This window comes from Staphylococcus sp. HMSC06C11 (genome assembly GCF_001808345.1).
In the GTDB taxonomy this organism is placed as follows: Bacteria; Bacillota; Bacilli; order Staphylococcales; family Staphylococcaceae; genus Staphylococcus; species Staphylococcus capitis.
Genome location: NZ_KV793031.1, coordinates 24,121 through 50,145 on the forward strand (window position 1 = coordinate 24,121; position 26,025 = coordinate 50,145).

The window sequence follows — 26,025 nt, forward strand, 5'->3', positions numbered from 1 at the left end:
CTTTCTATGCTACAGCACTCATATGATAAATTAAGTTACACTCATTTTCTGTAGTGATTTTCTCTTTAGATTGTAAATGTAAATCTGCTTCAATTCTTGCATAATAAGCTTCAATATCATCTAACTTTGTTTTAATTTTTTCAATTTCTACATCATGAATTTCCTCTGCACAATAAATGTCATGATTATTGACGATATCGATATATTTATTTTCCAATGAGAGGGTGAGACTGTCAATTAACTTCTTTAATTGAACTCTTTTCTCACTTAAATAATTGATATAACTCTCGATACTTTTTAATTTTTTATCCAGTATCATTTTGTATTCATCAATACTATTTTTAATTGTTGATTTGAGAAATTGTTGTAAATATAAATCCATATAATTCATAGTACCACCTCGTCATTAATTAAACCTAAGTATAAAACAATTCCGAAACCTAACGTAATAGGCTCCGGAACCATATTGAATTCATACTTTAGTCCGACGAGTGGTAAAGAACTCTCCGCAAGATATTAAATGTATTTTAAATTCCTAGTCATCGATTTTAGTAGTTAATAATGGACCGTCTTTAGTAACAATTACTGTATGCTCAATCTGAGCCACAAAGCTCTTATCTTTAGTTTCAAATGCCCACTCGTTCTTTCCTTCAGTGACAAATGTAGCTCGTGATGAAATGAAAGGTTCTACTGCAATAACAAGACCTTCTTTTAATAGAGTTTTGTCTTTTGGATCATAATAATTCATTACATGACTAGGTGCTTCATGTAACGATTGACCCACACCATGACCAGTTAAGTTTTTAATTACTGTTAAATCGTTTTGACGTGCTGTAGCGTGAACCGCCTTACCAATATTACTTAATTTGGCACCAGGTTTTACTTTCGTCATGGCATTTTCAAAAGCCATTGTTGCTACATCACATACTTTTTGTTTAAGAGGATTATCTGCTTCTCCCACTACAAATGAGATGCCTGTATCAGCATAGTAACCATCTTTTAACGCTGATACATCGATATTGACTAAGTCTCCCTCACGAATAATACGTTTACCGGGAATACCATGGGCTACCTCTTCATTTACACTAATACATGTTTGCCCAGGAAAGTTTTCATCATGAATTGGGGCCGAAATTGCACCATGCTCCTCAAACAAATCTTTAGCAATATTATCTAACTCTCGTGTAGTCACACCAGGTTTAGTTGCTGCTTGCATTGTGTCTCTGACCTTAGCACAAATGTATCCTATTTCTTTTAATGCTTGTAATTCTTCATCAGTTTTAACAATCATTTTATCCCGTTCCTTTTTAAATTTTATTTCATCTTATTATAGCAAATTTTTTTTGATATACTAAACTTGAATGGTACATAATTAGATTTATATGAAATATTTTTAGAGAAAGAGAATTTGTATAAAGTATATGCTTTTCGAATTCCCTTTTCCTACTAAGGGGTCAGATAGCTATGAATGTAAAATGGTATAGACATATAATTGGAGCTAGAACGCTTAAAACAGGACTTGCAACTTTTTTAACATCATTATTTTGTATGTTGCTTCATCTCACTCCAATATTCGCTATTTTAACAGCAATTGTAACTATTGAACCTACAGCAAAGGCATCAATTAAGAAAGGCTATAAACGTTTACCCGCGACAGTTATAGGTGCTTTATTTGCTGTAGTATTCACCTATATATTTGGAGATCAATCACCATTAAGTTATGCACTTGCTGCAACGTTTACCATTTTAGTTTGTACGAAATTCAATTTACAAGTTGGTACTACTGTTGCAGTACTCACTTCAGTAGCAATGATTCCTGGTATTCATGAAGCGTATTATTTTAATTTCTTTTCAAGATTATTAACCGCTCTTATTGGACTTGTCACAGCAGGATTAGTTAACTTTATCATTCTGCCCCCTAAATATTATCAACAACTTGAAGACCAACTATCAATGTCTGAGAAAAAAATGTACGACTTATTTTATAACCGTTGCCAAGAGTTATTATTAGGAAAGTTTAGTTCTGAGAAAAGTAATAGACAACTTTCAAAATTAAACATTATTGCTCAAAAGATTGAGACTTTAACGAGTTATCAAAGAGATGAACTTCATTATCATAAAAATAAAGAAGATGATTGGAAATTACTAAATAAAATAACCAATCGCGCGTATAATAATCGTTTGTTTATCTCTCATCTATCCAATATCATTTATCTACCTAAAAATACTCATATTGCTTTCGCTCCAGAAGAAAAGATGGCGATAATAAATATTAGTAATAGTATTAGTGAAATAATAAGTCATGGAGGTTTTAAACGGCACAAGAAATCAGCTTCGACGTTAAAAACCTCTGTGAAGCGTTTAGAAGAATTTGACCAAAATCAAATGAAGAGCCACCTTATTTATGAGATACTGTTAATTTATAAAATTTTAGATTCTCGCTATGCTAAATAATTAATACAACAGTAAATACCTCAGAATGGTTACTTAATCATAACCGTTCTGAGGTATCTTTATTCTAAACTTTAAAATTATTCTGTTTCACCTTGACCAATTGTCACTGAAGTAACATAACCGTTCTCTACTTTAAATTGTAATTTGATTTTATCGCCATGGTATACATATACACCATCATTAGAATCTGTACTTGAGTGTGGTAAATGATTTAATTCATCATTTGGATAAACATCTTTCATTTGATCTAAAGACAATGATTGATCTGTTACTTTAAATCTGATACTTGTAGCCGTATCCTCACCTGTTGTTCTAATTTCTTGATCATACACATGCTTGTATTCAATATTATCTTCATTATCTTGTTCAATCTTATAACCATTAAAATTTAACTGCCCATTATCCAAAGCATTAACAAAACTTTTAGTTGCAAGATAAGAAGCATTTTGACCGGCATTACCATTATGTACGTATTCATCTTGATTTAATGATGATTGATGATTATAACTCGATAAGTGATTGTCCCCATTAACCATTTGTTCAGCGTGTGCAACTTGCGAAAGTGAAAAAGCAATCGATGATGCTGCAAGAGTTAAACCCATCATTTTAAAACCTTTCATTTTCTCACTCCTATAAATTGTATAAAGTAAAGTTCTCTTGTACACGCTTAGTATATCAACTATAAAACAATATCAAACCTATATTTCTTATCTTCACACTTCTATCACTTTACTGTCCAAAAATAAAATTTTAAAGACGTTCAAGCAACCTAAGTGTTGAAAATAAAAAAGAGCTAGAGAATAGCTGCTTTAGCTATTATTCTAACTCTAAATTATAATTACAATTATTTAATTCTTGCTGTTCTTAGCTCGGTTAATTAATACTTGTTTAGCTGCTTCTTCTTCAGTATTGTCTAATTCTTTAGGTTCAAATGGAATGCCTTTACGTTCACACGCTTTTTCAAGTAAATAATCTGTCATTTCATGATTTTTAGGTAATACTGGACCGTGTAAATAAGAACCTAAAAGATTTTTGTAATGAATTCCTTCTTTACGATCAGTATCATTATTACCATAACCGTGAGTCACTTGTCCAAGTGTACCAAAGTTATGATATGTTCTACCGCCATGATTTTCAAAACCAACAATGGTTCCAAATGTATCACTTTCAATCACAATATCACCTGTTAAACGGTCAGTTCGTGACTCAGTATAGAAATCAAGAACTCCTAATCCCTCAAGTTCTGTTCCATCAGGAGTAATATACTTCGTTCCTAAGAATTGGTAACCACCACAAATTGTTAGGCCTGGCATGCCATCTTCAATTGCTTCTTTAAGTGAGGTTTTAATTTTACTGAGTTCTTTAGTTGCAAGAGCTTGCTCTCGATCACTTCCGCCACCAATGAAGAATATGTCGCAATTATCGAATGTTACACCATCTGTTTCATTAATTTCTAAAACATTTAATTTGATATTTCTCTTTTTAGCACGTTGTTTTAGTGCGATGATATTCCCAATGTCACTGTATAAATTTAATTTATCAGACATAAAATGATATACCGTTAGTTCATTCATTTACGACTGACCTCCTTCAAATGAGCGATTTAATTGCTCTAGCATCGGCGCTAAAGAAGTATAATTTGGAATAGCTACCGTAAATGATGTATAGTTCATTGTTTTAGCCGTAGCTTTATAGATATCATTCTCAACAATTATAGGAACATCCACTTCAGCAAGTTTTAAACGTAGTTGTAGTTCTTCAGCACGTGTACCAGTAACAATGATAGCTTCAATATCTTGATTGCTTAACTTCTCAAAGTCAGCATCGTAAATCCATGATGTATCACGGCCATCCGCAGCATTATCGTTCAAGCTAATCACATAAACTTTCTTACCTTCAAGCTGTTCACCAACTGATAAGCTAGCATTCATTCCTGCAGGGTTCTTAGCAAGATTTATCATTGCTTCTTTATTCCCTTTAGAAAAATATTGCATACGGCCATTGTCAGAAGTATATGTTTCAAAACCTTTTTGAATTGATTCGTCATTAAGTCCCAATTCTCTTAAAACTGAATATGCCGCTAAAGCGTTAAATGCATTGAAGTCACCCGCAATTTTCATATTAAAAGTAAAATGATTAATCGTCATATTGATAAATGGTGAAACTTCAAAATTTGAAACTTCATATGTAGGTTCTTCACGTTTAAATCCACATTCACAATGATAATGACCAATTTGATTATAATGAATATAATCATACTGTAATAATCGTCCACAATTTGGGCAATATTTACTTTCGTTCATGGTGCTTTGTTCAAATTCATGTGCATGTGCTTTCATACCATAATATACTAGAGAATCACTTGCGATTTTCAATCGACTTACGAATGGATCATCAGCGTTTAATAATAATTTAATACCTTTATTGCTTATTGATTTCGCTATATTATTTACCATAATATCTATTTCGCCAAATCTATCCATTTGGTCTCTGAAAAAGTTTGTAAATACCATCATTGATGGCGTAACCTCTTTAAGAACTCGAGGTATTGAGCCCTCATCAATCTCAATGATAGCAATTTTAGTGTCTTTTGAAATTTGCATAATGAATGCAGACGTAATCCCTGCAGCCATATTTGCACCTTCATTATTATGAATAATTTTAATTTGATTTTCTTTTAAAGTATGCCCTATTAAGTTAGATGTTGTTGTTTTACCATTAGTACCACTAATAAATACGATATCATCAACTTGTTCAGACAATTTTCTTAATATATTTTGATCCACACGTCTTGCGATTTGCCCTGGCAAGTCTGTTCCCTTCTTACCAACAGCTCTGCTTGCCTTACGAGCTAACTTAGCCATGTGAGTTGCAGTCCATTGTCTCATGCGTTTCCTCCTCTTAATTCCACTCGCATAATTATAACATGTAAAGGGTATAACAAAAAAGATTCTCAATTCGAAAAGAATGGCCGTTTTGCAGATTAGAATAATTTTAATCTGTAAATGAGAATGGTTATCTCTATATTAGAATAATTATTATTTACTATTGAGAAAAGGTTTGTTATACTCATATATGTAATTAATTAATTCAATTTTTATAAGAGGTGAATGAGATGTTAAGTAAAGAATTACTTGAAGCATTAAACGAACAAATGAACCACGAATATTTCTCTGCTCATGCTTATATGGCAATGGCAGCTTATTGCGATAAAGAATCTTATGAAGGTTTTGCTAACTTCTACATTGAACAAGCTAAAGAAGAACGATTCCACGGTAAAAAAATCTATGATTATATTAACGATCGCGGTGAACATGCAGTTTTTGATACAATTAAAGCTCCTAAAGTAGAATTCTCATCTATTTTAGAAACATTTAAAGATGGTTTAGAACAAGAAAGAGATGTTACTAAACGTTTCTATAACCTATCTGATTTAGCGCATAAAGATAAAGACTATGCTACAATTTCATTCTTAAATTGGTTCTTAGATGAACAAGTTGAAGAAGAATCAACATTCGAAACACACATTGATTACTTAACTCGTATCGGTGACGATTGCAATACATTATACTTATATGAGAAAGAACTTGCTAATCGCTCTTTTGACGAAGAATAATTCGTAACTCTTGTCTTAAATTCAACAAGATATGATAACTATGACATTAACCTTAGTTATTAACATATCCTTATAGCCCAATCATGTGATTCATTAAAACGCATGGTTGGGCTAATTTTATATATATTATTTAAGAAAACATCTATAGAACTTACAAGAACTTACAAATTTTAACTAATGAAATTAGAGTTAGTTTATAAAAGTAGAGCAAATTAAAACCACTTTACTAGGAAAGTAAAAAGAAGTGTTATAAAATATATAATTAAAGAATTTATATTAATTGAAAATGATACAGGAAGGAAAATATGAATGGCTGATAATGCTTTTGTAGCGTTAGACTTTGAAACCGCAAATGGTAAGCGTACGAGTATTTGTTCAGTTGGTATGGTTAAAGTCATCAATAATCAAATTACTGAATCATTCTACACACTAGTAAACCCCTTTGATTACTTTACTGAAACAAATATAAATGTTCATGGTATTAGACCTGAGGACGTTGAAGATGCACCAAGTTTTGAATATGTTTACCCTTATATGCTTAAATTCATAAATGAATTACCTGTTGTTGCACACAACGCGGCTTTTGATATGAATGTCTTACATCAGAGTTTAAAAAGCTTAAATATTGAAACACCTTCGATGACTTATTTTTGTTCATATCAGCTAGCCAAACGAACAATTGATGCTTACAGGTATGGTCTTAAGCATTTGATGAATCATTATCAATTAGATTTCCACGGTCATCATGACGCACTCAATGATGCTAAAGCGTGTGCAATGATTACATTTAGGTTACTCAAACACTATGATGATTTACCAAGTATGCTTTCAATCTACGGTAAGAATCTTAAAGATAAAGGCTGATTGTACACTATAACTAAGTGAACATCAGCCTATTTTTATATAAAATCATATATTGTCATATTTCGATAACTTGATTGCTCTAAATTTCCCACTGTTACGCCTATAAGTCGAATAGGTATATCAGGATCTTTTAAATCATTATAGAGTGTATAAGCTATATTATAAATGTCGTTTTCTGATTGAACAGAATCTCTTAAACTTGTTTGTTTCGATAACGTCTCATATTTAAAGGTTTTAATTTTTACTGTTACTGTTTTACCGGATTTCTGTAATTTGTTTAATCTTTCTGCAGTTTTACCAGAAAGTTCCCATACTTTCCTCAAAATTTCATCGTCATCATTTACATCAGTTGAAAAGGTGCGCTCAGTTCCTACTGATTTTCTCACTCGGGTAGCTTTCACTTCATTGTTATCAATACCTCTAGCTTTATTATATAAACCGCGGCCTCTTTTCCCGAATAGACGAATTAGTTCAAATTCATCTTTGTCGTACAAATCTTGCCCAGTGTAGATGCCATTATTATGCATAACTTTCTTTGAAGCTTTCCCAACTCCAGGAAATTCACCTATGTCTAAATTCATTAATATCTCATGTACATTTTGATAGTCTATAACGGTCATACCATTTGGTTTATTCATTCCACTCGCTAATTTAGCTAAAAATTTATTATATGATACACCAGCTGAAGCAGTTAATTGCGTTTGTTCGTAGATATCACGTCGAATATAGTTCGCAATTCTAGACGCGGGCATATCTGGTCGAACGAGATGTGTGATATCTAAATATGCTTCATCTAATGACATAGGTTCTACAATTTCTGTGTAACTTCGAAAGATATCCATAATCTGTTGTGAAACTTCTCTATATGCACCAAAACGACTAGTTACGTAATATCCATTTGGGCAAAGTTTATGAGCTTGAGACATTGGCATTGCTGAATGCACACCATATTTCCTTGCTTCATAAGATGCAGTTGATACTACGCCACGATGACTCGCTTTACCCCCTACAATGACTGGTTTGCCTTTAAGTTGAGGATTATCTCGCATTTCTACTTGCGCAAAGAAATAATCCATATCAATGTGAATAATCCTTCTCTCTGCCAAAGTCTCACCTCACTTTCCATTTTTTAAAATAGCTTGATATTATTATACGCTTTAAATAAATATTTTACATGTATTGTGCACACTTTAAAATGTATGCTTTAGAATGGTTTCAATAATAAAAACCACTTGCTCGTCTATTTGAACAAGTGGTTAATCTATTATTCATGATTTGCTTGGGTTGGTTTACTTTGATATAAGTATAATCCTTCATCATATTTTTGAACGTATTTAAATTTACTAGTAAATGCAAGTGCTACTAGAAATACATCTATCATACAGTAACTCATATGTATACTAAACATGAAAATGAGTGATGAGTAAGAATACATTTGAATAAGTATAAGTAATGTTAAACTAATCATCACAAGTGGCGCTAACATAATTGTTGTAAATTGCCATCTATTAAAACATGTATTGGAGAATTGCATGATGATGGATCGTTTATTGTATTTAATTGAAGGTTTTTCACCTTTTGAAAATAGTATAAATAGTAATCTGTGAATAAGCTCATGAACAATTAATAATATAATAAAACCTATGAATCCATAGAACAGGTTCATCACTATATTTTGTTCAATCAGATGAGTCACTTTATAAGCCCATTTATAAGTAAATAATACGACAAATAATCCAAATACAATTTGCAATAAAATAAATCGCTGAAGTTGAAATTTATTCTCTGATAAATCTATTTTATGCACAACCAACCCTCCAATTCGCTATTTTTCAACCATAGTATACATCTTTTAATTTGGTTAAAAAAGACTCTTTTCAAGAAAGTAAGTTGCTTGTAATAATACCTTAACATTCAATACACATTTGCAATTAATTGTATTCTATCTTTGAGATTTTTTAATTCTCTTTGCGTTCAAATAAGGCCACAGTTTCTATATGTGTTGTTTGTGGGAACATATCCACTGGAGTTATTTCAACTAAATGATAATTATCTGATAATAATTGCGCATCTCTTTGTTGAGTAGATGGATTACAGGAAATATATACAATGCGTTTGGGATTTAATTTGAGCAACGTTTTAATAAACGTCTCATCGCAACCTTTTCTTGGTGGATCAACCATCACTACGTCAGGTTTTATTCCTTGTGCTTTCCATTCTAAAATAACATCTTCAGCTTTCCCACATTCAAAAGTCGTATTGTTTAATTGGTTTTTAGTCGCATTCTCCTGTGCGTCTTTAATAGCAGATGGTACTACTTCAACACCATAAACATGCTTAGCTTGAGGAGCCATATACAAACCTATTGTACCAATACCGCAATAAGTGTCTAATACAATTTCCTCTCCTGTTAATTGAGCATAATCAATCGCTTTTTGATAGAGTTTCTCAGTCTGGGCAGAATTTATTTGATAGAAGGATTGATCTGATATATTAAATGTAACCTCACTTAACTCATCAACAATTTTATCTTTACCATACAACGTTACAGATTGAGGTCCCATAATGACATTTGAATGCGTATCATTAATATTTTGTTTAATGCTTGTTATATTTGGAAATTCTGAGATAAGTTTTTGCACTAATACATTCGCATTTTTAAATTTCTTACCATTTGTAACAAAGATGACCATTATTTCATCAGTATGATACCCCGTTCTAATGACTAAGTGCCTCATTAAACCTCTTTTATTTTTTTCATCATAGATACTCATATTAAGTTCATTAAACCAATGTTTTACATAGTTCATAATATTTTGGTGTTGTTCATCTTGAATTAGACAACTATCCATATCGATAATGTCATGACTTCGTTGTCTATAGAATCCCATGATAGCTTTATTATCTTTATCTTTCCCTACTGGAATCTGAGATTTATTACGGTATCTCCATGGTTGTTCCATTCCTAACGTAGGCTGAATCGGTGTATCTTCGAAAGGACCTTTACGATGAAATAGATTAACAACTTGTTCTTTTTTCATATTTAATTGAGCTTGATAAGTCATATGTTGCAACTGACATCCACCACATTTGTAATAATATACGCAAGGAGGCTCAACTCTATCTTTACTTTTATTTTTTACTTCAAGAAGTTTACCAATTGCAAAATTCTTTTTCACTTTAATCAATTTGTATTCTATCTCTTCTTCTATAAGAGCATTAGGCACAAACACTGGATAACGATCAATTTTTACAACGCCATGCCCTTCATGCGTTAAATCGATAACTTTTCCAGTATGCACCTCATTCTTTTTTAATGTTTCCAAAATATTTCCCCCACATACAAAAAGGTTAGGATATCAATTCTGGGTCTCCTAACCTTCTTATTAATATTCTAATTGCTCAGTTATAGTTTACTGCTTTTCAGTGGTAATATCAGGTGTTGAACCATTATCTAATAATTCTTCATTAAAGACATCTTTAGGCGTAAATACTTCAATATGACGTTCTAAATTTAAGAAATTCGCTGGCAATTTACCACCATATTCACCATCAACATTTAATTGCATTTCGGTATATGATGAAATATTAATTGACTTAGCTTTTTCATAAATTACTTTAGGATGTTTTGTATGTTCACCACGGGAAGCTAAAGTCATGATATGTCCTAGCTCAGCTAAATTGGCTTTTTCCACAATAATTAAAGTGAAATATCCATCGTCTAATTTTGCATCAGGTACTAACTTTTCAAATCCTGCCATAGAATTCGTCAGACCAAGTAAGAAGAGCAATGCTTCCCCTTGGAATACCTTATTATCATATTCAATACGAATATCTACAGCCTTCATTTGTGGTAACATTTCAAACCCTTTAATGTAATATGCAAAAGGTCCAACAATAGATTTAAGTTTACTTGGCGTCTCATAAGAGACTTGAGTGAGTCTACCTCCTGCTGCCAAATTAATAAAGTAACGGTTATTCATCTTACCGATATCTACTTTAGTAGTATGACCCTCTATGATAATATCAACAGCACCCATAATATCATTTGGTAAATGTAATGCACGCCCAAAGTCATTGACAGTGCCCATTGGAATGATTCCTAATTTAGGACGATTTGGTTGCTCAGCGATACCATTAACAACTTCATTTAAAGTACCATCACCACCTGCTACAATTAACAAATCATAATGACTACTCAATGCTCTTTCCGCTTCTATTGTTGCGTCGCCAGCTTTCTCAGTAGCAAACGCACTTGTTTCATAGCCAGCTTTCTCTAATTTAATTAATACATCTGGTAATACGCGTTTAAATAGTTCTTTCCCTGATGTCGGGTTATATATAATTCTTGCACGTTTTCTCATAGTTAATCCCTCGACTTCATATACTCATACATTATATTAAATGATTTAAACATCAGTTAAAAGTATTTATTACTAATTCTCTCAACTTATCGACAATATTAATTTTAGAGAGGCTCAAAATGATTTTATTTTTAAGAATTTTAACATCAAAGATGTTTATTTGGATCTTTTAATCTAAAAAAGCTTCTATCACATGTTTGTTGACATGTAATAGAAGCTTTGAAAATGATATGTGACGGATTAGCGTTTATCTAATTCTTGTTTTAATAAACCATTAACTTTTTGAGGGTTAGCTTGGCCTTTTGAAGCTTTCATAATTTGTCCAACTAAGAAGCCCATAGCTTTGCCTTTACCGTTTTTATAGTCTTCTACAGATTGAGGATTATTATCTAAAGCTTCATTAACGAATTTTAATAACGTCGCTTCATCTGAAATTTGTACTAAACCTTTATCTTCCATAATTTGTTTAGCATCTCCACCATTTTCTGCAAGTTCTGGGAAGACTTTTTTAGCAATTTTACTACTCATAGTACCGTCTTCAATCAATTTGATCATTCCTGCAAGATTTTCAGGTGTCAATTGTGTATCTTGTAATTCGACTTGATTTTTATTTAAATATTCATTTACGCCACCCATTAACCAGTTAGACGTTAACTTAACATCAGCACCATGTTCGATGGCACCTTCAAAGAAATCTGACATTTCTTTGGTAAGTGTTAAGACATGTGCATCGTATTCAGGTAAACCTAAATCATTCACATATTTAGCTTTACGCTCATCTGGCAACTCAGGAATCGTTTGACGTACACGTTCTTTCCATTCTTCATCAACATATAAAGGTACAATATCTGGCTCTGGGAAATAACGATAATCATCAGAACCTTCTTTAACACGCATTAAAATAGTTTTACCAGTTGATTCATCAAAGCGACGTGTTTCTTGCCCAATTTCGCCACCATTGAGTAATTCTTCTTCTTGGCGTTTTTCTTCATATTCTAAACCTTTTCTTACATAGTTAAATGAGTTAAGGTTTTTCAATTCAGTTTTGGTACCAAATTCTTCTTGTCCATAAGGGCGTAATGAAATATTAGCATCACAACGTAGTGAACCTTCTTCCATCTTACAATCAGAAACACCTGTATATTGAATAATTGAACGTAACTTTTCTAAATAAGCATAAGCTTCTTGAGGTGAACGAATGTCAGGTTCAGAAACAATTTCAATTAGAGGCGTACCTTGACGATTTAAGTCAACTAGAGAATAACCATCTTTATGTGTTGATTTACCCGCATCTTCTTCCATGTGAAGACGTGTAATACCAATACGTTTAGTTTCTCCATCTACTTCAATATCAATATAACCATTTTCACCAATTGGTTCATCAAATTGAGAAATCTGATATGCCTTTGGATTATCAGGATAGAAATAGTTTTTACGGTCAAATTTAGAATTTGTAGCGATATCCATATTTAAAGCCATTGAAGCTCTCATAGCCCAATCTACTGCACGTCTATTTACAACCGGTAATACACCTGGATATGCTAAGTCGATAACATTTGTATTTGAGTTAGGTTCAGCTCCAAAATGTGCTGGTGATGGAGAGAACATTTTTGAGTCTGTTTTTAACTCTACGTGAACTTCAAGTCCTATAACTGTTTCAAAATGCATGGTTTCCACTCCTTATAATTTTTCGTATGCGTCATGTAAGTTGTATTGTGTTTCATATTGATAAGCTACACGATATAACGTCTTTTCATCGAAAGGTTTACCGATAAATTGTAAACCAATTGGTCGTCCGTTAAATTGTCCGCAAGGAACAGAAATACCAGGTAAACCAGCTAAGTTAACTGGTGTTGTTAGTAAATCATTTGCATACATAGTTAATGGATCATCAATTTCTTCGCCTAAATTAAATGCAGTTGTTGGCGCAGTTGGTCCTACCACTACATCATATTCTTCAAATACTTTATCAAAATCATTTTTAATTAATGTTCTCACTTTTTGAGACTTTTTATAGTAAGCATCGTAGTAACCTGAGCTTAAAGCGAATGTTCCTAAGAAGATACGACGTTTAACTTCAGCTCCGAAGCCTTCAGATCTTGACATTTTATATAACTCTTCTAACGATTGAGCTTCTTTTGAATGGTAGCCATAACGGATGCCATCAAAACGAGCTAAGTTTGCAGATGCTTCAGATGATGCAATTACATAATAAGAAGGAATACCATATTTAGTGTTAGGTAATGAAACTTCTCCTACTTCAGCACCTAAAGATTTTAACGTCTCAACAGCTTCTTTAACAGACGTTTTGACTTCTTCACTTACACCTTCTCCTAAGTATTCTTTAGGTAAAGCTACTTTAAGACCTTTGATATCTTTACCAATATCTGAAGTGAAATCAACATCTTCTACTGGTGCACTAGTTGAATCATTTGCATCTACACCTGAAATTGTTTCAAGTACAATTGCGTTATCTTTAACGTTGCGTGTAATAGGACCAATTTGATCTAAAGAAGAAGCAAAAGCCACTAAACCAAAACGTGATACACGTCCATATGTAGGTTTCATACCTACGACACCACAATATGCTGCTGGTTGTCTGATAGAACCTCCTGTATCAGATCCTAAACTAAATGGTACTAAACCTGCTGCAACAGCTGCTGCTGAACCACCAGAAGAACCTCCAGGTACTGCTGTATGATCGAATGGGTTTAACGTTTTCTTAAAGTAAGATGTTTCAGTTGAACCACCCATTGCAAACTCATCCATATTTAATTTACCAATAAGTACGGCATTTTCTCCATGTAATTTGTTCATTACAGTAGACTCGTATATTGGTACGAATCCTTCAAGCATTTTACTCGCACATGTAGTTTCTACATCTTTGGTAATAATATTATCTTTAATTCCCATAGGAATACCAAATAATTTACCGTCCATTTGATCCTTCGCTTGTAAATCATCTAGTTCTTCTGCTTTTTTAATAGCATTCTCTTTATCTAAAGCTAAGAAAGATTTGATAGTTGGGTCTGTTTCTTCAATAGCTGCATAAATATCTTTAACAACTTCAGAAGGTTTAATTTCTTTGTTCTTAATCATTTCTGTTAATTTTTCAACAGATTCATAGCGAATACTCATCTTAAGCGTCCTCCCCATTCATGATGGATGGCACTTTAAATTGTCCATCTTCTGTTTCTTTTGCATTTTTCAATGCTAATTCTTGAGGAATGCCCTCGATTGCTTTATCGTCACGTAACACGTTTTGTAAATCTAATACGTGATAAGTTGGCTCAACACCTTCAGTATCAGCACTATCATTTTGTTTCGCAAAATCTAAAATACTTTCTAAGGTATTAGCCATTTCTTCTGTTTCTTCAGAAGAAATTTGAAGTCTAGCTAAATTAGCAATATGTTCAACTTCTTCACGTGTAACTTTAGTCATTAAATAAAAGCCTCCTTAATACTCATTCATCATCAAATTGTATCAAATTTCGCTATAAAAATCTAAGTTTTTATAACGATGTTAGATAAAATAAAGGCTTGATATATCAGCCTTTATAAACTTCCTTAAATTAGGTTACATATTTAAGTTAATTCAATCTTACATAATAACATTCATACAACTTCTACTTTTAAATTTTAAATAATATGCAATTTTATACAATCGAAAGTTAATTCCAAACTTTCGAGTAAGCGCTTTCTATACTGGTATTAAAGCTATTATTTTACAAATATTGAATTTTTACTTTTCTGAACATTTCATTATCATGTATAATATTACAAATAACTTATTTAAAAACAAAGTAAAGGGAGTGTTTCATATGCTGACATTAGGTTCTACACTCAGTAACCAAGTCGATGCGAATTGGCAAACATACATTATGATTGCTGCTTACTTTATTATTCTGCTCGTTATCGGCTTTTACGGTTACAAACAAGCTACGGGCAATTTAAGTGAATTTATGCTAGGAGGACGTAATATAGGACCATATATTACAGCTCTATCAGCAGGTGCTTCTGATATGAGTGGCTGGATGATTATGGGACTTCCAGGTTCAGTCTATAGCACAGGTCTTTCTGCCATATGGATAACAATAGGTTTAACACTTGGTGCATATATCAACTATTTCGTCGTCGCTTCTAGATTACGAGTCTATACAGAAATTGCTGGGGATGCCATCACCTTACCTGATTTCTTCAAGAATAGATTGAATGATAACCAAAATGTGATTAAAATTATTTCTGGATTAATTATTGTTGTCTTCTTTACTTTATATACTCATTCTGGATTCGTTTCAGGTGGTAAATTATTCGAAAGTGCCTTCGGACTTAATTACCATTTTGGATTGATATTAGTTGCACTCATCGTTATCCTATACACCTTTTTCGGAGGTTATTTAGCTGTATCAATTACTGACTTTTTCCAAGGCGTGATTATGCTTATTGCAATGGTAATGGTACCTATTGTTGCCCTTTTAAAATTAAATGGATGGGACACGTTTCATGAAGTGGCACAAATGAAACCAACAAATTTAGATTTATTTAGAGGAACAACTGTAATTGGTATTATATCTCTATTTTCTTGGGGACTTGGTTACTTTGGACAACCACATATCATAGTACGATTCATGTCTATTAAATCTCATAAGTTATTACCTAAAGCAAGACGTTTAGGAATTAGTTGGATGGCAATAGGTTTACTTGGTGCAGTGGGAGTTGGTTTAACAGGTATCGCGTTTATTTCTGAAAAACACATCAAATTAGAAGATCCAGAAACACTATTTATTGTTATGAGCCAAGTTTTATTCCACCCTCTTGTTGGTGGTTTCTTGTTAGCGGCAATTTTAGCTGCAATTATGAGCACTATTTCTTCCCAACTATTAGTAACATCTAGTTCTTTAACTGAAGATTTTTATAAACTTGTACGGGGTGAAGATAAAGCAGCAGCTCATCAAAAAGAATTTGTAATGGTAGGCCGTTTGTCAGTACTAGTTGTTGCCATAGTTGCAATAGCTATCGCTTGGCATCCAAATGACACAATTCTTAACCTTGTGGGTAATGCTTGGGCAGGTTTTGGTGCTGCATTTAGCCCACTTGTACTATTTTCACTGTATTGGAAAGACCTCACACGTGCTGGAGCCGTGAGTGGTATGATTGCAGGTTCTCTAGTCGTTATCATTTGGATAGCATGGATTAAACCACTTGCTTCGGTCAACGAATTATTTGGAATGTACGAAATTATTCCAGGCTTTATCATCAGCGTAATGGTTACTTATTTTGTAAGTAAATTAACTAAGAAGCCAGGTACTTTCGTTGAAAATGATTTAAACAAAGTGAAGCAAATCGTTCGAGAATAAATTCTAAATTAAACATTAAAATAGGCGCCTTCGACTTTATCACTTATACTAGTCGAAGGCGCCTATAACTATATTAATTATGATAGATATGAACTTGTGGTTCTTTATCATCTTTCGATTTGCTAATTAATGCACGAGGTGTATTACCATCTTTGATGCGAATTTCATACTCATCAATATTATCAAAATATTTTTCAGCTTGCTCTGTAACATATTGAGTAATACCAATAGTTTCAGCTTGCCCATAATAATCGATTGGTAAATCAACAGTTAATTGTTTTGGTTTCTTATTAATAAATTTCACTTTACCTACTGCTTGAGTAAAGTTAGAGAAGTAAGATTGTAAATTATCATTAAATTGTTTGAAATTATTATTTAATGTTTCATTATAATCCTCTGCAGTTGAGGAAGGAAGCAAGGCTGATTTTTCTTTAATAGCGTCCCATTCATTAATTTTTGTTTTACCATCATCTGCAGTTGCACCAGCAATAAATTCACCTGGTGTAATAGAATCTTGGCCTGATTGTTTATAAATTGCAAAATGAATTGGTATATCTTTTAAATCGCTATTTTCACGTAAGCGAGATAACATTTCACTTGCCATTTGTTTACCTTGTTTTTCAATTTCTTTATCATCTAATTTTTTACTATATGTTTCTCCATCTTTTTCTTTTTGATAATAGTAAACACTATTCATAGCTAGTCCAATCGTCATGCCTTTGATATTTTTAGCTTTAGAATCATTATTACCATAAAAATCTTGTTCTAGTATATTTGAAAGATAAGCTGGTGATTGTTTTGCTATTTTTTCTTCGTCTGTTTCACCATTGTGTGAAGGATTAAGACCAAGGTTTTCATTCGCTTTCTTACTTTTCTTCTCGTTCTCACTCATCTTATCAATTTCTTTTTTCGTGTATTTAGGATTTAAATAGGCATTAATTGTCTTCTTATCTAAATACTGTCCATCTTGGTAAAGATATTTATTTGTCGGGAATACTTCTTTACTTAAAGTCAATAAGCCACTTTCAAAATCTTCACCGTTATAGCTATTTGCCATATTATCTTGCAAGAGACCTCTCGCTTGGCTTTCTTTAAAAGGTAAAATTGTTCTATAATTATCTCCTTGAACATTTTTGTCTGTTGCAATTTGTTTTACTTGGTTCGTATTTTGACTATTCTTACTTCCACTTTCATCTTTATCAGATTGGTTATCTTTTTGATTGTTATTACATGCAGCTAATAAAAATATTGTCGAAATGAGTAAAATAATTGTTCGCTTCATCGACGTACTCCTCTAATTATTTAATTCTTTTTGTTTTTTAGCAAATTCATCTTCAGTCCAAATTTCTGTACCAAACTTTTCAGCTTTAGCAAGTTTAGAACCTGCGTCAGCACCGGCTATAACAATATCTGTACTTTTAGTAACACTACTTGTTACTTTAGCCCCTTGCATTTCTAACCATTGTGTAGCTTCACTTCTTGTCATTTGTTCTAGTTTACCAGTTAATACAATAGTTTTACCATTAAATTCAGGATGGCCCTCAATTTCTGTAGTTTTAATTCCTTTATAATTCATATTAACATTTTTGTCTTTTAATTTTTGAATTAAAGCACGAATATCTTGATTTTCTAAATAAGTGACAACAGATTGAGCTAGTTTATCACCTATATCATGTATCGCTACAAGTTCTTCCTCAGTCACATTTAATAAACGATCCATCGTTTCATATTTCTCTGCTAGAACTTGGCTTGCTTTAACACCTAAATGTCTGATACCTAGACCAAATAATAAATGTTCAAGTGAGTTATCTTTAGCTTTCTCTATAGCAGCTAATAGATTCTCAACTTTTTTATTACCCATACGTTCTAAAGGAAGCAAGTCTTCTTCTTTAAGATAAAAGATATCTGCAACATCTTTGATTAACTCATTTTCATATAATTGTTGAATAATTTTTGTTCCAAGTCCATCAATGTTCATTGCTTGTCTAGAGACGAAATGTATTAGTCCTTCTATAAGTTGTGCTTGACATTTAGGATTGATGCAACGAAGTGCAACTTCACCCTCTATTCTAACCAACTCATGATCGCAACTTGGGCAATGTGTTGGCATATGATATGTCTTGGCATCCTTTGGTCGTCTATCTAATATGCTCTTGACTACTTCAGGAATGATGTCACCAGCCTTCTTAACTACTACACTGTCACCAATACGAATATCTCTTTCATGTATGAGGTCCTCATTATGTAAAGACGCTCTAGAAACAGTTGTACCTGCTACTCTAACGGGTTCAAGAATAGCTGTTGGAGTTACTACACCAGTTCTCCCTATGCTTAACTCGATATCTAATAGTTTTGAAACGACTTCTTCAGCAGGAAATTTGTAGGCAATTGCCCATCTTGGAGATTTCTGTGTGTACCCCATTTCCTCTTGTTGATCTAAATCATTTACTTTAATAACAATACCGTCAATATCATATGATAAAGACTCTCTTTTCTCAGTCCATTTCTCTATATAGTCGAGAACACCATCAATATCAGCTACTCGTTCTCTTTCTTGGTTTGTTTTAAAACCTAAGTCATCAAGTTCTTGTAAAGCCCCACTTTGAGTTGTTGCATCAAACTCAGTTAAATCATTTACGCTATACAAGAAGACACTTAACTTTCTTTTGGCTGCAAGTTTAGAATCAAGTTGTCTTAAAGATCCTGCTGCTGCATTTCTTGGATTCGCAAAAGGTTGTTCACCATTCTCTTCCTTTTCCGCATTTAGATTCATAAATGATTGTCTAGGCATATAGGCTTCTCCACGCACCTCAAAATTAAGTGGTTCCTTAATTTTTAATGGTATAGCGTGGATAGTTCTTAAATTCTCAGTAATATCCTCTCCAGTAGTGCCATCACCTCGTGTCAATCCTTGAACGAATCTACCATTTTGATATTTGAGAGAAACAGCTAATCCATCGATTTTTAGTTCGCACATATACTCGACGTTTCCGATATTTTCTCTAATACGTTGGTCGAACTTTCTTAAATCTTCTTCATTAAATGCATTCCCTAAACTTAACATTGGTGTATCATGATTTACCTTTTCAAATGAGGACTGCGCCTCTCCACCTACACGTACAGTAGGTGAATCAGCAGTCTTATATTCGGGATGCTTCTCTTCAATATCTATAAGTTCATGTAATAATTTATCATATTCACTATCTGGTACAGATGGATTATCCTGAACATAATATTCATAGCTATATTGGTTTAATAAATCATGTAGTTCATTTACACGAGATTGTAAATCTTTCATCCCCTTATTAGTCCTCCTTCTTCTCTATTGGCGCAAATTGAGCAAGTAAACGTTTAGGTCCTTCAGATTTAAATATGATATCCAATTCTACCGAACCATTTTTCTCATTTACATTGCTAACCATTCCTTCACCCCAAGCTTTGTGAGTCACCTTGTCTCCTACTTTCCATTCTGAAGATGAAACTTGTTTCTTAGGTGAAGTCATTCGTTTGCTAAATCCTCTTTTCTGTTGTGGTTTAGCTTTTGGTTGTTGGATTGTTTGTCGTTTATTACCAGTATGACTTTCAAGTAACTCTTCTGGAATTTCCTTTAAAAATCTAGAAGGCATATTGGATTGTGAACGTCCAAATAACATTCTTGTAGTGGCATTCGTGACATATAATAATTCTTCAGCACGGGTAATTGCCACATAACAAATTCGACGTTCCTCTTCCATTTCATGATCATCATCTGATTTAATAGCTCGAATATGAGGGAATAGTGATTCTTCCATACCCATAATAAAAACAATTGGAAACTCTAAACCTTTCGCAGAGTGCATAGTCATCATCGTTACACCACTTTGCGTATCTGCTTCATCTATATCAGCGACAAGTGATAAATCAGTTAAGAAATTGATTAAAGATTGTTCTTCTAATGGTGTATTTTCCTCATAGTCTTTCGGTACAGACATAAATTCATCTAAGTTTTCTAAACGACTACGTGATTCAAGTGTCTGTTCTCTCTCTAACATGTCACGATAACCTGATTTTTTTAAGACTTCCTCTACAATTTCACTTATTTCAAGAAATTCTTGTTCCTTTATTAAATGAGTTATTGTCTCATAAAAGTTAATGCATTCCTGTGTAACTTTCTTAGAGAGACCAATAAAGTCCACTTCTCCTAATGCATCGAACATACTTATATTGCTTTGAACTGCATAGGTTTGAATCTTCTCAACTGAAGAAGGCCCTATCCCTCTTTTAGGAACATTAATAATACGCTGTAAACTAATATCATCGTTACTATTCGCAATTACGCGTAAATAGCTTAGTAAGTCTTTGATTTCTTTACGGTCATAGAACTTTTGACCTCCAACCATAGTGTATGGAATGTTAGATTTCATGAATGTTTCCTCTAGTACACGTGATTGTGCATTAGTTCTATAAAGTATTGCCATATCGCTATACTTCTTACCATTTCTTTGATGTTTCATAATTTCTTTCACAACATACTCAGCTTCATCACGTTCTGTCATCGCTTCATAATATTGGATTTTGTCTCCACCTGTATTTGCAGTCCATAATCCCTTAGGTTTACGTTCTGAATTGTTTTTAATCACTTCATTAGCTGCATTTAATATATTTTTAGTAGAACGATAATTTTGCTCTAGGAAAATGGTCTTCGCTTCAGGATAATCCTCTTCGAAAGATAAAATGTTTTGTATATCAGCGCCACGCCAACCATAGATAGATTGATCTGAGTCACCTACAACGCAAAGATTTTTAAATTTATTAGCAAGTAATTTCACTAAAGTGTACTGCGCTTTGTTTGTATCTTGATATTCATCGACATGAATATATTGAAACTTATTTTGATAATATTCTAGCGCATCAGGAACACGTTCAAAGAGGTTTATTGTAGTCATTATTAAATCATCAAAGTCTAATGCTTCATTTCGTGATAATTGTCTTTGATAACCTTTGTATACAGTAGCAACCATTTGTGAGTGAAAGTCATTTGCTTCTTTTTGAGCATCATCTGGTGTTTTCAATTCATTTTTAAGATTACTTATTGCTCCAATGAACATTCTTGGTTCAAAACGCTTGCTATCTATGTTTTCATTTTTCAAAACATCTTTAATAACAGATTTTTGGTCAGTAGGATCAATGATAGTGAAATTGCGTTCTATTCCAATTCTATCTGCATCCCTTCTTAAGATTCTCACGCACATAGAATGGAATGTGGACATCCAAATAACTTGAGCCTCTTCTCCGACCAATTGTTCAACACGTTCTTTCATTTCTTTAGCTGCTTTATTCGTAAAAGTAATCGCTAAAATATTGTAAGGAGACACATCTTTTTCATCTAATAAATAAGCAATACGATGTGTTAATACGCGTGTTTTCCCTGACCCCGCGCCAGCCATAATAAGCAATGGCCCTTCAGTCGTTCTTACAGCTTCACTTTGTTCTGTATTCATATTCTTTACTAGCGAATTCATTAATTAGACTCCTTTATTTTTACAGTTTTTAGCGCTTTTTTAATATCAGTATATATAATATTTCCTACGATAATCGTATCTGCAAAGTCAGCCATTTCTTGAGCTTGACCTAAATTTGAGATACCCCCACCATAGAAGAGTTGTGTTTCAGTAAGCATTTGAGATACGGCCTTTACTTTTTCTATGTCACCATATGCCCCACTATATTCTAAATACATAACAGGGAAATGATAGAGTTCATTAGCCATCTGCGCATATGCTTCAACATCTTCAATATTTAATTCCGTTTGAGCTCCAGTTTTGCGTGCAACTTTACTATCTGAATTCAGTATTAAATACCCTTCAAATATTACTTCCTCAAAGTTTATTACATGACCAAATTGTTTGAGAGCTTCTAATAAAATACCATTATGATATGTTGTATCATTACTATTCATCACTGTAGGAATAAAATAAAAATCAAATCCAGGCATTACACTTTCAACATTTGAAACCTCTAATGCAAGTGGTAATGGATAACGTCTCACTCTACTCATTAAATGAATGACATTATCCTCGGTTACATTATCCGTACCACCAATCATAATTGCATCTGTATTTGACATGCATATTGCTTCTAAATCATCGTCAGATATTGACTTAGCCGGATCTAGTTTAAATATATGTTTCCACTTTGTTATGTCATACATTTTCTGAAACTCCTTTATTTAACATACCCTAAATTATAGCATTTTTAAGTGTTAAGTTCTAAAGAGTAAAAAAGATAATAATACATCATTTCAGATAAAACTTAATGATTTTAAAGATAACTGAATCTTAGATTTTTCAAAGTTAAATCTTTATATCTTGCACATCTTGATAATATATTTGATTAACCACTTATTACCACAAATATTAAAAAGACTTCAAAAAGTGGATTAACACTTCTTGAAGCCTAAATATATAAAACATAAAAATTAATTCTTAGAACATTTACTAAATCATTCAAATGCTTTTATGACTTTGTTTCTATATTAAGTCTATCTAAAATCATAGTATATGCATCATTACCCCATTGTAACGAACGCTTAACTCTAGATATCGTTGCAGTTGATGCACCAGATTCGTCTTCAATCGTTGCATACGTATAACCTTGTTTAATCATTTTAGCAACTTGAAGTCTCTGAGATAGCGACTGTATTTCATTCACAGTGCATAAATCATCGAAAAACTGATAGCATTCTTCTCTATTTTCTAGCGCTAGGATCGCATCAAATAATTCATCCAATGCTTGCCCACGTAATTTTTCAATTTGCATCTCGAACAACCCCTATACACTTATTATTTTATCATTTTAACGTACTAATTAGTTAAAGTGTAGTAGATTCAATGAAAAAAGTATAGGATTTAAGTCGCATTTATCACATTTAGTTTATCATTTTTATTCTAATCCAGCACGCTCGAAAATTGTATCAACTTGATTAAGATGGTGTTTAGGATTGAAACACTCGTCCAATTCTTCTTTAGATAGAACATTTGTGATGGTATCGTCTTGTTCAATTAATTCTCTAAATGGTGTTTTAGTTTCCCAAGATTCCATTGCTTTTGGTTGAACTTTATCATAGGCTTCTTCCCTAACCATTCCCTTATTAATTAAAGCTAATAATACACGTTGTGAGAAAATCAAACCAAATGTTTTATCAATGTTAGTTCTCATATTATCTTCAAATACAGTAAGGCGATCTACAATATTTGTGAATCGGTTTAATGCATAATCTAAAGCAATTGTTACATCTGGTAACATGATTCTTTCTGCAGATGAATGAGAAATATCTCGCTCATGCCAAAGAGGTACATTTTCATATGCTGTAGTAATATATCCACGAATTACTCGTGAAATACCTGTAATATTTTCAGAACCAATAGGGTTACGTTTATGCGGCATAGCCGATGAACCCTTTTGTCCTTTAGCGAAAGCTTCTTCTACTTCACGTGTTTCTGTTTTTTGTAGGTTACGGATTTCCACTGCAAATTTCTCTAAGGAAGTAGCAATTAACGCTAGAGTAGCAATATAGTATGCATGTCGATCTCTTTGTAATGTTTGAGTAGAAACTGGTGCAGTATCAATGCCTAAGTGCTTACAAACATATGCTTCAATTTCGGGAGGAATATTAGCAAATGTACCTACTGCACCACTCATTTTACCCACTTCAATCTCTTTACGCACTTCTTTAAAGCGTTTAAGGTTACGTTTCATTTCTGTATACCAAAGTGCCATTTTAACACCGAAAGTAGTCGGTTCAGCATGGACACCATGTGTGCGCCCCATCATTAATGTATATTTATAATTCTTAGCCTTATTAGCTAATACTTCAATAAATCTTTCTAAGTCTTTCTCAATAATTTCATTCGCTTGTTTAACAACAAAGCTTAATGCGGTATCTACAACATCTGTTGAAGTAAGACCATAGTGAACCCATTTTCTTTCTTCACCAAGCGTTTCAGACACTTGTCTTGTAAAAGCTACAACATCATGACGTGTTTCCAGTTCAATTTCTTTTGCACGATCAACGTCAACTTTAGCATTTTCACGAATTTTTTTGACATCTTCTTTAGGGATATATCCTAATTCACTCCATGCCTCGCATGCTAATATTTCTACTTCTAACCATGCCTCATAGCGATTTTGATCTGTCCAAATTTTAGACATTTCTTCTCTTGAATAGCGTTCAATCATTCTTTAATAACTCCAATCGTATGTATTATTGCAGATTTTAAAAACTGTACATTAAACTTGATTTTTTCAAAAAAGTTCGTATTTAACTCGTTGGTTATAGTTTAACAAAACTATAGCTAAATGTATAAATGTTTTTTCCTTATATTCATATTTTATTGTAATTACTTTAGAAACTCAATTAACTATAAAAAAAGAGTAGAATAGATATCTGACTTTCAAAACAAATATCCGTTCTACTCAAAATTTTAAAAAGCACCACAATTGAAATTTGCATTATGGATTTAATTAATAGGTTTACCCACAAAAATTATATCCTGTTTGAGCACTTCTATACTTCCATCTTTATTTTCTTTATAGACTGGTTTTTCCATTCTACGAGTTGGCATAAAACCTTCTTCGCGCATACGAGCTAAGCAATCAGCAATGGTCTCATTATCTTCAACTTTAAACTTTTTGCTCATTTGTCTTCGCACTTTCTAATTCTTCATGTTCTACTACAACATCTAGATGTTCTGGCTCGTAAGCTTTAAGTTTACGTCTGCGTACCCCTTTAACCCAGAATCCACCATGAATATTTCTAGGTTCATAAGCAATGATAAACGCTTTAGGGTCAAGGTTTTTTATGGTATCCATAAGCTTAAATTCATATTTACGTGGCGTTAAAATTTGCATAACCATTCGACTACCATCACGTCCAAACGCTTCATAGTGAGTTACACCATAACCTAAATTTCTTAATTCATTAGGTAAATCTAATTCATACTCTGACGAAGTCACATTGACTACGGTATAACCTAACGCTAGTTTTTCTTCTATCTTCATACCAACGATGATTCCAACTGAGAAGCCTAATGCATATGCAAAAATGTTTTGGATTTGATCTAAACTAGACATAACTAATCCTAAACCAACAACATATACAAGTACCTCAAGGAAACTTACCACTGCAGCAATGTAACGATAGCCTTTCAATGTTAAAATGGTTCTCATCGTCAAGAATGTGACATAACAGACATTGATTACAAATATGGCCAATACCATTAGCCATGGATTATGAGCGATTGCCGACATATTATTCCTCTTTTCTAACTATAAATCCAAATCATTTTACCAGTCACACATTATTTTGTCACTAAGAATAATTTTATTTCAA

24 protein-coding genes are annotated in these 26,025 nt (G+C 32.8%); 4 read left to right on the forward strand and 20 right to left on the reverse strand.

What is annotated here, in order from left to right; translation table 11 throughout:
* Positions 1-4: 4 nt before the first annotated feature.
* Together HMPREF3154_RS01545 and map are read right to left on the reverse strand one after the other, a co-directional pair.
* Entirely contained in the window at positions 5-391 is a 387-nt protein-coding gene (locus tag HMPREF3154_RS01545) for a hypothetical protein (RefSeq protein WP_002453601.1), read from the reverse strand.
* Positions 392-535: 144 nt separating this feature from the next.
* A complete protein-coding gene (map, locus tag HMPREF3154_RS01550; RefSeq protein ID WP_002435911.1) occupies positions 536-1,291 on the reverse strand; it encodes a type I methionyl aminopeptidase in 756 nt (251 codons plus the stop codon).
* A 173-nt stretch (positions 1,292-1,464) separates the two neighbouring features.
* Here map and HMPREF3154_RS01555 point away from each other — a divergent pair, with 173 nt between their 5' ends.
* Positions 1,465-2,454, forward strand: a complete 990-nt coding sequence (locus HMPREF3154_RS01555) for an FUSC family protein (protein ID WP_002435886.1) — start codon at positions 1,465-1,467, stop codon at positions 2,452-2,454.
* 77 nt (positions 2,455-2,531) lie between these two features.
* On the opposite strand, the gene HMPREF3154_RS01560 is transcribed toward HMPREF3154_RS01555, so the two are convergent.
* The 3 genes from HMPREF3154_RS01560 to HMPREF3154_RS01570 all read right to left on the reverse strand — a co-directional run bounded on the left by HMPREF3154_RS01560 (position 2,532) and on the right by HMPREF3154_RS01570 (position 5,342).
* Positions 2,532-3,074: an immunodominant staphylococcal antigen IsaB family protein gene (locus tag HMPREF3154_RS01560; protein WP_023350030.1), complete on the reverse strand. Its 543-nt coding sequence runs from the start codon at positions 3,072-3,074 to the stop codon at positions 2,532-2,534.
* 228 nt (positions 3,075-3,302) lie between these two features.
* Entirely contained in the window at positions 3,303-4,028 is a 726-nt protein-coding gene (locus HMPREF3154_RS01565) for a lipid II isoglutaminyl synthase subunit GatD (RefSeq protein ID WP_002469718.1), read from the reverse strand.
* A complete protein-coding gene (locus HMPREF3154_RS01570) occupies positions 4,029-5,342 on the reverse strand; it encodes a lipid II isoglutaminyl synthase subunit MurT (RefSeq protein WP_002435902.1) in 1,314 nt (437 codons plus the stop codon).
* A 227-nt stretch (positions 5,343-5,569) separates the two neighbouring features.
* Here HMPREF3154_RS01570 and ftnA point away from each other — a divergent pair, with 227 nt between their 5' ends.
* Both ftnA and HMPREF3154_RS01580 read left to right on the forward strand, forming a co-directional pair.
* The gene (gene ftnA, locus HMPREF3154_RS01575; protein WP_023350029.1) at positions 5,570-6,070 is read left to right on the forward strand and encodes an H-type ferritin FtnA; all 501 of its coding nucleotides are present in this window, start codon (positions 5,570-5,572) and stop codon (positions 6,068-6,070) included.
* Positions 6,071-6,379: 309 nt separating this feature from the next.
* Positions 6,380-6,934 carry a 3'-5' exonuclease gene (locus HMPREF3154_RS01580; protein WP_023350028.1) on the forward strand — a complete coding sequence of 185 codons (555 nt, stop codon included), beginning with the start codon at positions 6,380-6,382 and terminating at the stop codon, positions 6,932-6,934.
* Positions 6,935-6,969: 35 nt separating this feature from the next.
* Here the strand turns inward: HMPREF3154_RS01580 and dinB are convergent, their stop codons facing one another.
* The 7 genes from dinB to gatC all read right to left on the reverse strand — a co-directional run bounded on the left by dinB (position 6,970) and on the right by gatC (position 14,740).
* Positions 6,970-8,040 carry a DNA polymerase IV gene (dinB, locus tag HMPREF3154_RS01585; RefSeq protein ID WP_002435885.1) on the reverse strand — a complete coding sequence of 357 codons (1,071 nt, stop codon included), beginning with the start codon at positions 8,038-8,040 and terminating at the stop codon, positions 6,970-6,972.
* Between the two features lie 158 nt (positions 8,041-8,198).
* Positions 8,199-8,741: a DUF3267 domain-containing protein gene (locus tag HMPREF3154_RS01590; protein WP_023350026.1), complete on the reverse strand. Its 543-nt coding sequence runs from the start codon at positions 8,739-8,741 to the stop codon at positions 8,199-8,201.
* Positions 8,742-8,892: 151 nt separating this feature from the next.
* The gene (gene rlmD / locus HMPREF3154_RS01595; protein ID WP_023350025.1) at positions 8,893-10,260 is read right to left on the reverse strand and encodes a 23S rRNA (uracil(1939)-C(5))-methyltransferase RlmD; all 1,368 of its coding nucleotides are present in this window, start codon (positions 10,258-10,260) and stop codon (positions 8,893-8,895) included.
* An 87-nt stretch (positions 10,261-10,347) separates the two neighbouring features.
* A complete protein-coding gene (locus HMPREF3154_RS01600) occupies positions 10,348-11,298 on the reverse strand; it encodes a diacylglycerol kinase (protein WP_002435922.1) in 951 nt (316 codons plus the stop codon).
* A 240-nt stretch (positions 11,299-11,538) separates the two neighbouring features.
* Positions 11,539-12,966, reverse strand: a complete 1,428-nt coding sequence (gene gatB / locus HMPREF3154_RS01605) for an Asp-tRNA(Asn)/Glu-tRNA(Gln) amidotransferase subunit GatB (RefSeq protein ID WP_002435944.1) — start codon at positions 12,964-12,966, stop codon at positions 11,539-11,541.
* A 12-nt stretch (positions 12,967-12,978) separates the two neighbouring features.
* Positions 12,979-14,436 carry an Asp-tRNA(Asn)/Glu-tRNA(Gln) amidotransferase subunit GatA gene (gene gatA, locus HMPREF3154_RS01610; RefSeq protein ID WP_002435909.1) on the reverse strand — a complete coding sequence of 486 codons (1,458 nt, stop codon included), beginning with the start codon at positions 14,434-14,436 and terminating at the stop codon, positions 12,979-12,981.
* A 1-nt stretch (position 14,437) separates the two neighbouring features.
* Complete coding sequence (gene gatC, locus HMPREF3154_RS01615; protein ID WP_002435888.1) at positions 14,438-14,740, reverse strand: Asp-tRNA(Asn)/Glu-tRNA(Gln) amidotransferase subunit GatC; 303 nt, start codon at positions 14,738-14,740, stop codon at positions 14,438-14,440.
* 379 nt (positions 14,741-15,119) lie between these two features.
* Between gatC and putP the strand changes: the two genes are divergently transcribed.
* Positions 15,120-16,655, forward strand: coding sequence for a sodium/proline symporter PutP (putP, locus tag HMPREF3154_RS01620; protein ID WP_023350022.1), 1,536 nt, complete (start codon positions 15,120-15,122; stop codon positions 16,653-16,655).
* A gap of 73 nt (positions 16,656-16,728) precedes the next feature.
* On the opposite strand, the gene HMPREF3154_RS01625 is transcribed toward putP, so the two are convergent.
* The 8 genes from HMPREF3154_RS01625 to HMPREF3154_RS01660 all read right to left on the reverse strand — a co-directional run bounded on the left by HMPREF3154_RS01625 (position 16,729) and on the right by HMPREF3154_RS01660 (position 25,943).
* Positions 16,729-17,937 carry a CamS family sex pheromone protein gene (locus HMPREF3154_RS01625; RefSeq protein ID WP_023350021.1) on the reverse strand — a complete coding sequence of 403 codons (1,209 nt, stop codon included), beginning with the start codon at positions 17,935-17,937 and terminating at the stop codon, positions 16,729-16,731.
* Positions 17,938-17,949: 12 nt separating this feature from the next.
* Positions 17,950-19,953: an NAD-dependent DNA ligase LigA gene (gene ligA / locus HMPREF3154_RS01630; RefSeq protein ID WP_023350020.1), complete on the reverse strand. Its 2,004-nt coding sequence runs from the start codon at positions 19,951-19,953 to the stop codon at positions 17,950-17,952.
* 7 nt (positions 19,954-19,960) lie between these two features.
* A complete protein-coding gene (gene pcrA / locus HMPREF3154_RS01635; protein WP_023350019.1) occupies positions 19,961-22,156 on the reverse strand; it encodes a DNA helicase PcrA in 2,196 nt (731 codons plus the stop codon).
* Positions 22,156-22,845, reverse strand: a complete 690-nt coding sequence (locus HMPREF3154_RS01640; protein ID WP_002435967.1) for a heptaprenylglyceryl phosphate synthase — start codon at positions 22,843-22,845, stop codon at positions 22,156-22,158. The genes pcrA and HMPREF3154_RS01640 overlap by 1 nt, the downstream gene beginning before the upstream one ends.
* Positions 22,846-23,150: 305 nt before the next feature.
* Positions 23,151-23,453 (reverse strand): YerC/YecD family TrpR-related protein, encoded by a 303-nt coding sequence (locus HMPREF3154_RS01645; RefSeq protein ID WP_002435940.1) that lies wholly within the window; start codon positions 23,451-23,453, stop codon positions 23,151-23,153.
* Positions 23,454-23,576: 123 nt separating this feature from the next.
* The gene (gene purB, locus HMPREF3154_RS01650; protein WP_002435899.1) at positions 23,577-24,872 is read right to left on the reverse strand and encodes an adenylosuccinate lyase; all 1,296 of its coding nucleotides are present in this window, start codon (positions 24,870-24,872) and stop codon (positions 23,577-23,579) included.
* A 281-nt stretch (positions 24,873-25,153) separates the two neighbouring features.
* A complete protein-coding gene (locus HMPREF3154_RS01655; protein WP_002469715.1) occupies positions 25,154-25,333 on the reverse strand; it encodes an NETI motif-containing protein in 180 nt (59 codons plus the stop codon).
* Entirely contained in the window at positions 25,317-25,943 is a 627-nt protein-coding gene (locus tag HMPREF3154_RS01660) for a DUF2179 domain-containing protein (protein WP_002453623.1), read from the reverse strand. The genes HMPREF3154_RS01655 and HMPREF3154_RS01660 overlap by 17 nt, the downstream gene beginning before the upstream one ends.
* Between the last annotated feature and the right edge of the window lie 82 nt (positions 25,944-26,025).